At 42.7% G+C, this 15269-nt stretch carries 12 protein-coding genes; all 12 read left to right on the top strand.

Annotated features, from left to right (window positions below):
• Window position 1 precedes the first annotated feature (1 nt).
• The gene (locus tag LCH52_06270) at window positions 2–991 is read left to right on the top strand and encodes a ketoacyl-ACP synthase III (GenBank protein MCA0388085.1); all 990 of its coding nucleotides are present in this window, start codon (window positions 2–4) and stop codon (window positions 989–991) included.
• 12 nt (window positions 992–1003) lie between these two features.
• Window positions 1004–2512: a sodium:solute symporter gene (locus LCH52_06265; GenBank protein MCA0388084.1), complete on the top strand. Its 1509-nt coding sequence runs from the start codon at window positions 1004–1006 to the stop codon at window positions 2510–2512.
• Complete coding sequence (locus LCH52_06260) at window positions 2509–4017, top strand: long-chain fatty acid--CoA ligase (protein MCA0388083.1); 1509 nt, start codon at window positions 2509–2511, stop codon at window positions 4015–4017. The genes LCH52_06265 and LCH52_06260 overlap by 4 nt, the downstream gene beginning before the upstream one ends.
• 12 nt (window positions 4018–4029) lie before the next feature.
• Entirely contained in the window at window positions 4030–4956 is a 927-nt protein-coding gene (locus tag LCH52_06255) for a hypothetical protein (protein ID MCA0388082.1), read from the top strand.
• A 79-nt stretch (window positions 4957–5035) separates the two neighbouring features.
• On the top strand, window positions 5036–6577 hold the full coding sequence (locus tag LCH52_06250) for a hypothetical protein (GenBank protein ID MCA0388081.1): 1542 nt from the start codon (window positions 5036–5038) through the stop codon (window positions 6575–6577).
• A gap of 11 nt (window positions 6578–6588) precedes the next feature.
• On the top strand, window positions 6589–7530 hold the full coding sequence (locus LCH52_06245; GenBank protein ID MCA0388080.1) for an alpha/beta hydrolase: 942 nt from the start codon (window positions 6589–6591) through the stop codon (window positions 7528–7530).
• On the top strand, window positions 7530–8396 hold the full coding sequence (locus LCH52_06240) for an alpha/beta hydrolase (GenBank protein ID MCA0388079.1): 867 nt from the start codon (window positions 7530–7532) through the stop codon (window positions 8394–8396). Before LCH52_06245 ends, LCH52_06240 begins: the two co-directional genes overlap by 1 nt.
• A 261-nt stretch (window positions 8397–8657) precedes the next feature.
• Window positions 8658–11921, top strand: a complete 3264-nt coding sequence (locus LCH52_06235) for a choice-of-anchor A family protein (GenBank protein ID MCA0388078.1) — start codon at window positions 8658–8660, stop codon at window positions 11919–11921.
• A gap of 155 nt (window positions 11922–12076) precedes the next feature.
• Complete coding sequence (gene sucD, locus LCH52_06230) at window positions 12077–12973, top strand: succinate--CoA ligase subunit alpha (GenBank protein MCA0388077.1); 897 nt, start codon at window positions 12077–12079, stop codon at window positions 12971–12973.
• A gap of 19 nt (window positions 12974–12992) precedes the next feature.
• Window positions 12993–13427, top strand: a complete 435-nt coding sequence (ndk, locus tag LCH52_06225) for a nucleoside-diphosphate kinase (GenBank protein ID MCA0388076.1) — start codon at window positions 12993–12995, stop codon at window positions 13425–13427.
• On the top strand, window positions 13427–13975 hold the full coding sequence (locus LCH52_06220; GenBank protein MCA0388075.1) for an NUDIX hydrolase: 549 nt from the start codon (window positions 13427–13429) through the stop codon (window positions 13973–13975). The genes ndk and LCH52_06220 overlap by 1 nt, the downstream gene beginning before the upstream one ends.
• Window positions 13976–13986: 11 nt before the next feature.
• Window positions 13987–15255: a DUF1343 domain-containing protein gene (locus LCH52_06215; GenBank protein ID MCA0388074.1), complete on the top strand. Its 1269-nt coding sequence runs from the start codon at window positions 13987–13989 to the stop codon at window positions 15253–15255.
• Window positions 15256–15269: the final 14 nt, after the last annotated feature.

Here is a 15269-nt window from a genome sequence, read left to right as displayed (position 1 = left end):
GATGATCAGAAAAGCCAGAATTGCAGGTATTGGTGCCTTTGCACCGGAAAAAGTGGTGACGAATCAATTTTTCAACGATATTCTCGGAGAAGATGTCGACACCTGGTTGAGAGAAAACCTTACGATCAGAGAACGCAGATGGTGTTCGGAGAATGAATCCACAGCCGATCTTTGCGAAAAAGCGGCTGTGGAAGCTATCAAGGATGCCGGGATTTCACCGGCTGATATTAATCTGATAATAATTGCGACAGACACTCCCGAATTCGTGTCACCGTCCACAGCATCAATCATTCAACACAGAATTGGTGCCGTCAATGCCGGAACATTTGACATTAATACCGCTTGTGCGGGTTTTGTTACAGCTTTAAATACTGCAGCAAAATTTGTTGCCGGGGACCCGGATTGCAATACCGTTCTTGTGATTGGCGGGTATGCAATGAGTAAATTCCTTGATTTACATGATAAAAAAACTGTAACCCTTTTTGCCGATGGTGCCGGAGCGGTTGTCCTGACATCTTCAAACGATGGTGAAGGTTTCCTTAACGGAGAACTTTTCTCTGACGGGCAATACAACGAGTGGATGGGAATTTATGCCGGTGGAACTAAATATCCCTTAACTGCTGAAGTACTGGAAAAAAAGGATCACCTGCTTAAATTTGTGAAAAAATTCCCAAAAGAGCTGAATCCTGAAATCTGGACAAAGATGGTTTTAAAAGCGTGTCAAAAGGAAGGAATTTCTGCGGATAAAGTTGACAGATATTTCTTTACTCAGATCAATATCAATTCAATCTGGCAGACACTCGACAATCTTGGAGTACCGCGGGACAAAGGTGAAGTTATAATGTCAACCTACGGCTATACCGGTTCTGCATGTATTCCGATGGCTTTAAATGAAGCGTACAAGTCGGGCAGAATTAAAAGGGGCGACTATCTGATGTTCGTTGGCTCAGGTGGCGGTCTTGCATTTGCGTCAGCTTTGGTAAAATTCTAAAGGAGAAACGAAATGGGACTTGCCTCAAGTGAACTTGTAACTGCGGGTTGGGTTTTAATATCGGCTTATATCGCTGTGACTCTTTTCTTTGTAATCAGAGGTGCGCTCAAAGTCAAATCGATGGATGACTATGCAGTTGGAAGTGTAAATTTCCCTCCATGGACTGTCGGATTTGCACTTGCTGCCTCGATGACAAGCGCTGCTACTTTCGTTATTAATCCCGGTCTTGTGGCTACATACGGAATCAGCGGATTTATTTCTTACGGACTGGTTTATCCGGCGGCTGCTATAATTTCGCTGATTGTCCTGACGATTGGATTTAGAAAATTCGGCTCCTCAGTTAAGGCGGGCACACTCGCACAGTGGATGGGTAAGAAGTATGAAAGCAAGGGATTCGGACTCTATTTTGCAGTTTTATCACTTCTGCTCCTGACTTTTATTGTGCTGATAGCAGTCGGACTCACAAAAGTGATTGCGAAAACACTTGATGTACCCGAAATATATGTTCTCATTGGAACAGTAATATTTGTGTTTGGTTATATGATGTTTGGTGGCGCCAATTCAATGGTCTATACCAACACAGTTCAGGCAATAATAATGCTCTTTGTGGCATTTATCATGCTTGGATCAGGGTATCACTATTTCAATGATGGAATAAGCGGTTTCATAGATAAACTAGGAAGTATTGACGGAAGACTGGTTCAGGTTTATAACGAGTCAAGCTTTCTTTTCAGGGATTTCTTCGAGATATTTATCGCACAGATTGTGATCGGGGCAGCTATAGTGTGCCAACCCCATATAATCACAAAATCGCTCTTGATAAAAGATCCTAAGGGCGTGAAATCTTATCTTATAAGTGGTGCAATTGCCCAGGGGATATTTTTCCTCGTTGTATTTGTCGGACTTTACGCCCGGTTACAGTTCCCGGATCTGAAAGCAGGAGAGATCGCCCTTAAGACCGACGGCATAATTCCTGCATATGTGGTAACGGTTTTCCCTGTTTTTGTCTCCCTCTTTGTGGTTTTGGGATTGATTTCTGCGGGAATTTCCACACTTGAGGGTCTTATTCAATCACTCTCAAGCACTATAACACAGGATATTCTGAAACCTTTTGTGATCGACAAATACTTTAAGTCGGAGCCTGACCAAAGAAAGATGATTCTCATAAACAGGGGAGTAATAGCAATACTTGCAGTAGTATCAATATTACTGACCTATGATCAGCTTGTCAACCCGAAATTGAGTGTTGCCATTTTTGCACAAAATGGCGTCTATGCTTATTTTTCAGCGGCATTCGTGCCAATTATTTTCGGTATGTTTGTCAAAAGTGTTAACAGAACCGGTGTGATGGTTGCATCTGTGGCAGCAGTCGCAGTTCATTTTACAATGTATTATGGCAAGATTGCTGTTCCATTCACTGTTGCCACAGGAGAGAATCCGGGAGTGGCTGCTGCTGTAGCGATTATTATTTCATGTTTGCTAGCACTTTTGTTTCAAAAATTGCCGGGAGGAAAGAAATGAAAGAGTTTTTGGAAACCGACTGGTGCGGTAAATGGGCAACATATTCGCCCGATAAATTTTTCCTTAGGGAGCATTCGACAGGGAAGGAATGGAACTACTACGATTTCAACTGTCGTGCAAACGCACTTGCCAACTGGTTCATTTATGATCTCAAACTCGAAAAAGGAGACAGGATCGCTGTTTACTCGAAAAACAGAGCAGAATTTATACTGCTTTTTGTTGCCTGTGTAAAAGCCGGAATGATACTCGTTCCGTTAAATTTCAGACTTACTCCGAGAGAGCTTGATACTCTTATTTACGATGCGGAACCATCGGTTTTTATCCATGAGTCGGTTTTTTCCGGTGAAGTAAAAGCACTTACGACTCTCGAACCGATTCCACATAAAATTGAAATGGAAAGCATAAACACATTTTTGACGGCTGAATTTTCAGATACAAAATTGCAGTTCAAAAATGTTGCTGACTTTGAAGACCCGGTAATGATCCTTTATACAGCCGGTACAACCGGCCTTTCAAAAGGAGTCATAATCACAAATAAACAACTTTTCTGGAATGCGGTTAATACTGTCCTGCGGTTAAATCTGACGCATACGGATCATACACAAAGCTACGCTCCGTTTTTCCATACCGGCGGGTGGAATGTTCTCCTAACTCCGTTCCTTTTTGTCGGTGGATCACATACATTATTAAATTCTTTCGAACCTGATACTATTCTCGATCTGATGGAGAAGGAAAAGACAACTCTTCTTTTTGGTGTTCCGACAATGCTTCAGATGTTATCTGATTCTCCACGCTTCGAGGAAACTGACCTGAGTTCAGTGAGATTTGCCATTGTTGGCGGTGCGCCGATGCCGATTCCTCTCATAAATCTTTGGCACAAAAAAGGGATTCCGATCAGACAGGGTTTCGGACTAACTGAAGTAGGTCCAAATTGTTTTTCACTACATCACGATCATGCGATAAGTAAAAAAGGTTCAATAGGATTTCCAAATACATACATTCAGGCAAAAATAGTTGATGAAAATGGAAATGAACTCCCTGTTGATACTCCCGGCGAGTTGTGGTTGAAATCACCCGTTGTTACACAAGGCTACTGGCGGAAACCGAAGCAAACCGCCGAGGCAATCACTGATGGATGGTTTCATACAGGTGATATTCTGTTAAAAGACTCCGACGGATTCTTTTTCGTGGTTGACCGGAAGAAAAACATGTATATAAGTGGTGGTGAGAATGTATATCCATCAGAAGTTGAAAAATATCTTTATCAGAATCCTGCAATAAAAGAATGTGCCGTTATCGGAGTGCCGGATGAAAAATGGGGTGAAACAGGGAAAGCCTTCATCGTGCTAAATCAGGATCATAATTTAAATTCCGAAGAGATAATCCACTTTTGCAAAGAGGGACTTGCAAAATATAAAATTCCTAAACACATTGAATTCCTCCAGGCTCTCCCAAAAAACGAGGCAGGGAAAATAAACCGACAACAATTAACCAACCAAAAATAACCGGAGAAAAACATGAAAAAGCTCTTTTCACTCTCAATCCTTTTCCTCGCAATCGTGCTGACAGGTTGCAACAAAGACGAAAACCCGGTAGTACCACCGACACCAACCGTTGACCCGCTTGTTGGAACCTGGGTCTCTGAGGGTACCGATGTGGCACCAGGCCTCGTTTCTGTTTCAAAAACAAAAAGAGTTGTAGCCACCTTCAACACCAACAAAACCTACAAAGTGGTTTCAACCGACTCTTCAAATGTACAGGTAACATTCGAAGGTACATGGACTTATACGGATAATACCGGTTCGACCATAAAGACCATCACACTCTCCCAGACAGTTCCAACTTCACTTACCTCAACAGGTATTTTTGAAGTTAGCACAAGCGGCAACCTTACTTATGAAGTAATTCAGACAAATCCTGCAATTACAGGTTTCACAGCTCCAACTGCAGCCGAAGGATTCGGATCAACAAAGTACAACGGTATTAAACTTGGTGCAACATGGACACAGAAATATGTTCCACAGGCTCCAAAAACCGAACCACTTATTGGAACATGGCTTTCAGATGGCGCTAATGTGGCTCCGGGACTTAAAACAGTTTCCAAAACCAAAAAAATTGACGCCACTTTCAATGCAAACGGCACCTATAAAGTAATCTCAACTGACTCTTCGAATGTACAGGTTACATTTGAAGGTACATACTCAACAAAAGCAGTTGCAGATATGTCAATCAGAGAAATAACCCTGAACCAGACTGTTCCATCAGCTCTTACATCCACAGGTATCTACCGCGTAAATACAGCAGGACTTTGGTATGAAGTTATTCAGACCACCCCTGCGATCACAGGTTTCACAGCTCCAACAGCAGCAGAAGGATTTGGCAGCACCAAATATAACGGCTTCGCTCTTGGTGTTACCTGGATCCAAAAATATGTAAAAAACTAAACAAAAATTCCTGAACACGGGCGTAACGGGGTCGGAAAAGTGTCCGACCCCGGTCACCCCGTTCCATGCCGGAGAAACAATGAAACAAATCAGACTTCTTATTCTCGCCCTGGCGATACCGCTGATTGCTTTTGCACAGGACACCAGACTCGAAGAAAAACCTCCCCGTGAATTCCAGTTTATCGGATATTCGTTTACACGAATGACATCAGGAAATGTATCTCCAACCAATGATGTTCTTCAGGGGCAGGTTATCGGAAGACTTTTCGGTCAAAACTCAACATTCACGATTCCGCAGACAACATGGTATTTCGAACAAAGATTTGTTCCCATGTTCATCTACAAACCGCAAATACTAGATGATTACGCCACTTTCCGTGCTTTATTTAAAATTGATTATACCTGGGGTGACCAGGCTTACGGTGTCGGCAACAATCGTGGTGGAGCTATAAACGGCGGACAGATCAACCTCCAGACTCTCATGGCTAATGTCGAGCTAAGACCCGAAGATGCCAACTGGAATGTAGTAATCGGAATGCAACGCATTTTTGATAATGTCAGAGACCCGAATATTAATACGCTCACGACTGCACAAACGAGTGCATATAAACTATCTTACTGGGGAACACAGGGTGTTGGTATTTCATCTTACATCGACCCTTCACCATCGACAAAACTAAGACTTGGAATGTTCCAGCTTTGGGAAAATGAGATAAGCAAAGATGATGATGTCATCCTCTGGATGATCGATTTCCTCTGGCACCCTTCTCCATTGATTGAAGCAGGAATAGACGCCTGGTATGTTTATGATAAGGGCAAAGGCGGTGGTGGCATATCGATTCTTGGCCAAGGATTGAACTCTGCTCTCGCTGATTACAATGGTGCAACCAGAGTAAAATTCCCCGGTGTAAATCAAAAATATGAGGGACACATTGGCTGGCTCGGTGGTCATTTCGCATGGAACCGCGACTTTTTAGCTTCCCGCTGGTGGATCGACGGATTCTTTATGTCAAATTTTGGTATCCTTGATACTGTTGGAAGTTCCAATGGCAAAATATCAGATATTTTTGGCTTCTCTGCAAATGCATCAGTTCAGTACAAATATGGTATGACAGCCAACGATAAAGTTTCTTTCGAGGCATTGTACACTTCGGGAGATGCAAACGGAGTAGCTGATGGAACTCTTTCATCTGTAATTACCGGAAATGTTTACGGTTCACCCGTTGGAATCTATTCCAATCACAGAGCCTTCCTTCTTTTCCCCGATCCTCAGGTCGTTAACAGATACTATTCGGCAGTGCACGACATTTCCAACATGGGTCTTGGTGTCACAGCGGGATTCCTCAACTTTTACAAAGATTTTATTCCTAACAAACTTTACGGCAAAGTCGGATTTGCTGCAGCTCTTTCGAACAACAGTCTAAAAGGCGGCGGGAACTTCATGGGGAGTGAAATTAACTTTGAAATGAAGTACAATCTCAAAGTCTTTCTCACAATCGGAGTGCATGGAGCCTATATGATGACAGGTGATTTTTACGATTCTCCGCTCTCGACATATACCGGAGAGAAACCGAAAGACCCTTGGACATTTTTTACAACGCTTAGCTGGCTCATGTTCTAAAGGAGGAAACGATGAAAAAAATATTTGCAATTGCGCTTACAGGACTCTTCCTTTTTACAGGATGTGCGGGCTTTAAATACACAGATGCACCGGCACTTCAATTTCAGGATGTCGATTACTCATATCCAACGAAGACCGTTCTCGAAAATCCGTCTGTGGCTTATGCTGACCTTGGGTCGGGTGACAACACATTGATTCTGATTCACGGCTTGGCAAGCAACGCCGGATTCTGGAGATATGTTGCTCCCGAGCTGGCAAAAAAACACAGAGTAATTGTTGTCGATCTTCCCGGTTACGGCAAATCACAAAAAGGTGATTACCCTTATACTCTCAGTTTTTATGCTGAAACGGTCAAAAAATTGATCGAAACTCTCAAACTGAAAAATGTTTCATTAGTTGGTCACTCGATGGGTGGGCAGATTTCGATGATTTTCGCCCTGAAATACCCCGGATTGATTAAAAGCATCGTTCTTGCTGCCCCGGCAGGTTTTGAACGATTCCAGTACGGGGAAGGGGAGTGGCTTAGAAACGCACTGACTCCCAAAGGTGTTCGCCTGAACCCAGAAGACGGTATCAGAAGAAATCTGGCGAGTAATTTTTACAGTTGGGATGACAAATGGGAATGGATGGTGGAGGAGCGTGCCAGAAACGCAAAAGCCACTGAGATGAAGGAATTCACTTATGCGGTGCTGAAATGCGTAGGTGCGATGCTTGACGAACCCACCTGGAACAGGCTCCAAAACATTACTGTGCCGACACTTATTGTTTATGGAAAACAGGATGGACTTATCCCTAATCCGTATCTTAATCCCGGATTCACTGAAGATATCTTCAAACCCGGTGCTGCTAAAATTCCAAACAGCAAGCTGGTTGAAATCGATCAATGCGGACACATGTTGATAATAGAAAAAGCCTCTGAAGTCAATAAAGCCATACTCGATTTCATAAAGTAATGGAATTCGAAAACCTCAACTATAAGTTTGAGATAACGAAAACCGAAATTGAAGCGGGAACCGTCATCGCCCATACTGACATGGGCGATGGCGAACCCGTCGTATTCCTTCACGGTCTTGGCAGTTACATCCCAGCCTGGAATAAAAATCTGGACTTCCTCTCAAAACACTTCCGTTGCATTGCTGTTGACCTGCCCGGTTATGGTAAATCTTCCAAAATTCTCCATCCGGCAACCATGGACTACTATGCTTCAGTAATCATTGAACTGATGAAAATTTTGGGCTATGATAAATTTACAGTATGTGGACATTCAATGGGAGGTGTTATAGCATTAAAACTGGCGATTGATCACTCCGACAAGATTAACAAAATGGTTCTTGTTGCTCCGGGTGGAGCCGAAACCTATTCGGATGATGAAAAGCTCCTGATTGAAAGTTATTTGAATGCAGATAAGATAATCTCCAATAATGAACAGCAGATAGCCAATAATGTTAAGGTTAACTTCCAAAACTTCCCTCTAGACGCACAATTCATGATCGACGACCGTACAGCGATAAGAAATTCATCTGAATTCCGGCTCCATGCCACAATAATTGCACGAAGTGCTCTCGGGGTAATTAATTCCGATGTACCTTACCGGCTCGATGCAATTAGAACTCCTGCTTTAGGAATCTTCGGCGAGCATGACAAACTGATTCCAAATACATTCGTCCATCCCTGGTTGACCCCTAAGGATATCATCGAAACATTCCGTTCCAGGATTTCTAATTTTACGATAAAGACTTACGACGAAACAGGGCATTTTATCCAGTTCGAACAACCGGAATATTTTAACCGTGATGTTCTGGAGTTTATTTTACAATAATGTCTCATAATGAGGCATTAAAATCAGCAAAATTTAATAAAACACTTAAAACTGCATAAATCCTGCCGCTAACACCTCTCAGACCTCTTTTCGCGGCTGTCCATTTTGATTCAGCGTAAATCCATTAATCTCAAAATAATACACATCAAACATTGCTTCATAACCCCTTCGCGTACTAAATCATGTAATAACAAGTGAAATAAGAGTTTGGCACGCTTTTTGAACATTGTGATTCGAATTTTAATCACATGAGGTCAAAAAGTGAAAAGAATCAACCTTTTTATTCTGTTTTTATCAATCACAGTATCACAACTTTTCGCAGTGGTACCTGATTCAATCTCAAACAAACCTTCAGTTGTCCCGGTCACACCACCTGTGATGTCATCCGGCACTACTGTAAGGGTTTTTGGAACCGGAACAGGACAAAATGTCAGTTTCCAGTTCCCAATCGGGACAACAATGAATGTCTGGGCAGGAACTCTTAACGGAGACTTGAACGGGACTGCAGCCAAGTTCTATTGCATCGACATTTCGCATTGGCTTGCTACCTGGTCGACTTCCTCCCCAAACGAATATACTGATGATGGTCCAACCAATCAGTATATTTCCTACATTTTAAATAATTATGCTCCTTTTACAGGAACTCCAACGGCAACTGAAGCTGCAGCAATTCAGATCGCAATCTGGCACTTTAGTGATGGAGTTGACGCAAGTACAGTAACAAATTCAACAATCAAAAACAGAGCTTTGAGCATTATTGCCGATGCGAATGCAAATTCGAACAGCGGATCGATACTCTCAACTCTGCTTTTTAATCCCGGAACACAATCGATTCCTGTTGGACAGAATGCAGTATTTAACCTGACAGCGTATAACGCATCCTTTCAGACAATGCAGGGAGTGAATGTTGGTTTTACATCGACTTCAGGAAGTTTAAATTTCTCATCCGCAGTTACAGATGCAACCGGAACAGTCAGCAATCTGATACTTACCCAGGGCTCACAAAATACCGCAACTGTTTCAGCCACTGCACATCATATAATTCCACAGGGAACCCGCTACATTCACAAAACAAGACCAAACGATCAGCAAAAAATCGTTTTGGCAACTCCTGTGAATACAACCGTGACAACCAATGCAAGTGTTACATGGGTTTCATCAGCAGATTTAAGCATTTCAAAAACCGCCTCTTCCACAAGTGGTAACCACGGTGATGTTATCTCGTTCACCATTACAGTTACCAATCATGGTTTGAGCGGAGCAACTAATGTTGCAGTAACTGATCATCTTCCTTCGGGCTTGACTTTCAATTCCGCTTCAGCATCACAGGGAAGCTACAACAGCAACACAGGAGTGTGGACGGTAGGAAGCCTTGCAAACGGAGCTTCTGCAACCCTTCAAATGACAACAACCGTAAATCTTCAGTCATTAAACTCAAACTATTTCAATCTTGGACCTGCAACTGGCTACAACCTGTTTGTATTGAATGATGCATTCCAGCCTTCATCCGATACAGAAGGAAAAGTTGCTGTCGGTCATAATGCACACTTTGCCGGGTACAGTGTTGGTGACAAACTGACATTTGCTCCCGGAACCGAAGATGTTCTTGTAGTAGGTAACGATCTTACCTACATTTCGGGTGCTGTCTATTCAGGAAATGTTGTTTACGGTCATTCAACAAATCTTCCGATCAATGCAGTAAGCATCAACAACGGTTCTTTAAGACAAGGAAGTGTTGTCGATTTCGCAGCAGCTTCCTCTTATCTCTTGAATTTATCTACCTCACTCTCAAATTATCCTGCAAATGGAAATGTAACTTTCCAGTGGGGTGGTTTGGAACTGAACGGAACTCATCCACTTCTTAATGTCTTCAATGTTGACGGTGCACAGCTTTCACAGGCAAACAATATGGCAATCAATGTGCCAAACGGTTCTGTGGTACTCATAAACATTAGCGGAACCAGTGTAAGCTGGAGAGGTGGTCTTACAGTTACCGGCACTTCGATAAGCAATGTACTTTACAATTTCCATCAGGCTACAAGCGTTACCATACAGGGAATTGACATACGGGGTTCCATACTTGCTCCAAAAGCAGACATGAACTTCGTTACCGGTGTTATTAACGGTCAGATGATCTGCAAGAACTTCACAGGTCAGGGACAGATGAACAATACCGGATTCACAGGTAACATTCCTGTAGATGCAAATGTGATGAATATTGCTGAAATAACTCATTCAGATCAGTATGATCCTGATTCCACACCGAACAATGGTATCAACACAGAAGATGACTATGCCTCTGTTACAGTTCACCTGTTCAACTACACTGGTGGATCGGGTGGCTCAGGCGGATCAGGTGGAAGTTCGGGATCAGGAACCGGCAACTGGACAACCCAGGGTCAGTTTATGAGTAACGAATTTATCTGGGCAATCACCTCTGACAACAATGGTAATCTGCTTGTTGGCACGATCGGTGGAAAGATATACAGGAAAAATGGCTCAACATTTGAGAGAATCAATCCAACGATGACTGTTGGCTATGTTTGGTCAATCGCAGTGGATGCATCCGGAACCATATATGCAGGAACAGAACAGGGATTGTTCAAATCAACCAACGGTGGAACTTCATGGTCGCTGACTTCGCTCACAGGCAAAGATGTCAGGGCGATAAAGATTGATCAGTCAGGCAACCTTTATGCAGGTACATGGGGATTCGGAGTACTTAAATCAGCAGATCATGGTGCCTCATTTACATCATTGAATACCGGTGTGTTAAGTACTGCAATTCATGCACTCGCAATAGATGCCTCCGGAAACATATATGCCGGATCATTCGGTGGTGGTATCATCAAGTCAACCAATGGTGGAGCAGCCTGGACAGATCTTAACTCAGGTTTCCCTCACATTTGGGCACTTGCAATTTCACCAAATGGAAATATTTATGCCGGAACATATGGTGCCGGTGTCATCAGATCAACAAACAACGGGAATACCTGGACCTCCACACCGGTCGGACAGGCATTCATTTATGGAGTAACGACAGATGCAAACAACAATGTTTATGCGGCTTCATGGTCAAATGGTATTTTTGGAAGCTCAGATAATGGAAGCACTTGGACTAACCTGGGACTCTCAGGTCTCGGTGCCGGTTCGGTATTCTCAACACCTTCTTCGAATATCGTATGGGCGGGAACAGAAAATGGAGTACTCTACTCACTCGACTCACCAATGTCTGTCAAGACCACAGGTGCCACAGTACCGGTAGAATACAACCTTTCACAGAATTACCCGAATCCTTTTAATCCTTCGACGATTATAAGATTTGCGATTCCAACTGAAAGCCCTGTCACAATAAAGGTTTACTCGATTACTGGAGAGATGGTAGCAACCATACTCAACGAGGTAAAAACCGCAGGTGAATATGAAGTCAGCTTTGACGCTGCAGCACTTCCTACAGGCGTCTACATTTACAAGATAGATGCAGGAAAATTCAGCAGCACAAAAAAAATGATGCTCGTGAAATAATCCAATAATGCAGTGATGCAATAATCCAAAAATATTTTGGAACCCAAGGCTGCCCGGTAAAACGGGCAGCCTTTTTTTTTCAGATAAATTAATTCTTTACAAATAGTTATCTTGCATGATTATTTTGAAAATTTTGCAGAATAAAGGATACGAATATGAGCATTCTTGTTGACAAGAAAACCCGCCTTGTGGTACAAGGGATTACGGGAGGAGAGGGATCTTTTCACACCAGACAAATGGTGGAATATAAGACAAAAGTGGTTGCGGGAGTAACACCCGGAAAAGGTGGAACTGAGTTTGAGGGAATACCCGTATTCAATACAGTTCAGGAAGCAGTGGATATTGCAAAAGCCAACACTTCTGTGATTTTTGTCCCTGCATCGTTCGCTGCAGATGCAATACTTGAAGCTGCAGACGCAGGAATAAAAGTGATCATATGCATTACCGAAGGAATTCCTGCGGCTGATATGATTCCTGTTTATCATCTGATCAGACAAAAAGGTATCGTGCTGATCGGACCAAACTGCCCCGGTGTTATTTCCCCCGGGAAAGGGAAAATTGGAATTATGCCCGGTTTCATCCATAAACCGGGTAATGTTGGTGTTGTTTCCCGTTCAGGAACTTTGACTTATGAAGCCGTAAAGCAATTAAGTGATCTCGGTATCGGACAGTCAACCTGTGTCGGAATTGGTGGAGACCCCGTCATTGGTTCAAGATTCATTGACATTATCAAACTGTTCAATGAAGATCCTGAAACCGAGGGAATCGTGATGATCGGTGAGATCGGCGGATCCGCTGAAGAAGAGGCTGCCGAATTTATCAAAAAGAATGTGAAAAAACCTGTCGTAGGATTTATTGCCGGACAGACTGCACCTCCCGGAAGAAGAATGGGACATGCCGGTGCAATTATCTCCGGAGGTAAAGGTACTGCCGCCGAAAAGATGGAAGCGATGAAAAAAGCAGGTATCAAAGTTGTAAATTCGCCCGCAGAGATTGGTATCACAATGAAAAAGGCACTCGATGCCAAATCAAAGAAAAAAGTTAACGCATAAATCTAAATTTTAGGAGAAAATATTGAGCAATCTGACTTTTGCAATCATTAAACCTGATGCAGTAAGAAACAATTATATCGGTCAAATTATCACAATGATAACCGAAGCCGGATTCAAAGTAAAAGCGATGAAAATGACAAGAATGAGCGCGGATTCAGCAAAAGGATTCTACGAAGTTCACAAAGAGAGACCTTTCTACGGTGAGCTGGTTGAATTCATGTCATCAGGACCATGTGTTCCATTAATGCTCGAAAAAGAAAATGCAGTGGCTGATTTCAGAAAACTGATCGGAGCAACAGACCCTGCACAAGCAGAAGAGGGCACAATCAGAAAAAAATATGCCGGCGGTAAAGCTGAAAATGCTGTGCACGGTTCCGACAGCGATGAAAATGCACTTATAGAGATTTCTCATTTCTTTTCCCGTGATGAACGGTTGAATAACTACCCTCTTTAATGCCAATTTCCCGCTGGAAAAAACTTAAGAGCCGGGAGTATCACAGAAATCCTTTCTGGAATTACCGCATTGATGATTTTGTAATCCCCTCAACGGGTTTCAAAGGAAAATATTATTATGTGGATACTAACGGCTCTTCAATGGTCATTCCTGTAAATGACGAAGGTAACCTGCTTCTCGTGGAACAATACCGTTATTTGAACAAGAGGTTTTCTCTTGAGTTTCCGTGTGGCGGAATTAAAACAGGTTCGACACCTGAGGAAACTGCTATGCTCGAATTAAGGGAAGAAACCGGTTTTTCTGCAAAAAAAATGACAAAAATCGGCAAATTCTGTCCATTTAACGGTGTGACGAACGAAAACTGTTTCGTTTATTTTGCAAGAGACCTTGTCCCTGACATGAAGAACCCGGACGATACAGAGGAATTAAGGGTAGTGGAAATTCTCATTCCCATGTTTGAAGCGATGGTCTACCAAGGAAAAATATTTGATGGTATGACACTTGCAGCATGGGCTATGGCTAAGCACAAAATTATGGAGAAGCTTTGATCAGGATTTCTGTGGCTGTTTTTTTTCTTCTCCTTCCTTTTACTTTATTCGGATGTCAAAGAAATACAGAATCAGGATCAGATACATCGTTAAATGCTTCTGAAAAAGAGAAATTCAAAAACGGTGTTGATGTGTTTCTTGAAGAGAAGGTCCCGGAGATTGCAGGAAAACGGGTTGGAGTGGTAACAAATCATTCTGCGATTACGGCAGATGGTAAACATCTCGTAGATGCTCTCCATTTCGATAAGAAGATCAAAATTACTGCTGTGTTTGGTCCTGAGCATGGTTTCCGTGGTGATGCGGCTGCAGGAAAGAAAATAGACGATTCCAAAGATGAAAAAACGGGATTGCCGGTTTATTCGTTATATGGGGCGACAAAAAAACCAACCTCTGAAATGCTCGCCGGGGTTGATGTCATGCTTTTCTCAATAAGGGATGTCGGAGTTAGATTCTACACATACATTTCAACCCTCTATTATGTAATGGAAGCGTGTGGTGAAAAAGGGATACCGGTGCTGGTTATCGATCAACCGAATATCATCGCGTGCACATATGTGGATGGTCCAATTGTTGACGAGTCTCTTTTTTCATTTGTCGGTATAACAGCATTGCCCATTGCGCATGGGATGACCGTCGGCGAACTTGCACTCTTTTTTAAGGATGATATTCTAAAGAGAAAAGAGATTAAGTGTGATGTCGATGTTGTCAGGATGAAAGGTTATTACAGAGAGACGGAATTTGACTCTACAGGCATGAAATGGTTGAATCCGTCACCGAATCTAAGGTCGGTACTTGCGGCAAAAGTATATCCCGGTAACTGTCTTCTTGAGAATACGAATCTCTCGGAAGGGAGGGGAACCGAGGATCCGTTTCTGATCTTTGGAGCTCCATTTGTAAATTCAGGCGAACTGGCTGAAGCGATCTCACGATTCCCCGGCATCAAAAAAGTGGAAACAGTTGAATTTACTCCCCGTGAAAGTGCTGCAGCGACCAAGCCCAAGTATTTGAATGAAAAATGCAACGGGGTAAGAATAAAAGAAACAACTCCTGAATTCGAGTCTGTGAAATTCGGTTTTTTCCTCCTTGATCATTTGTTAAAGGCTTATCCGGGAAAATTTGAAATCAGGGAAAAAGGATTCAGCGGTAAAGCCGGGAAAAATGGGATCAGGGAAGTTTTGGAAAAGTCAGGGTGGGAGGCTGTTGTTCAAGGTTACAAACCGGAGCTGCAGCAGTTCATGCAACTTAGAAACAAGTATTTATTATACACTAACTTAAGGTAACAACATGTTATTAA

The organism is Bacteroidota bacterium (assembly GCA_020161395.1).
GTDB lineage: Bacteria > Bacteroidota > Ignavibacteria > Ignavibacteriales > Ignavibacteriaceae > UTCHB3.
Note: the sequence above shows the minus strand (reverse complement) of the source record. Positions and strands in the feature narration are given on the sequence as shown.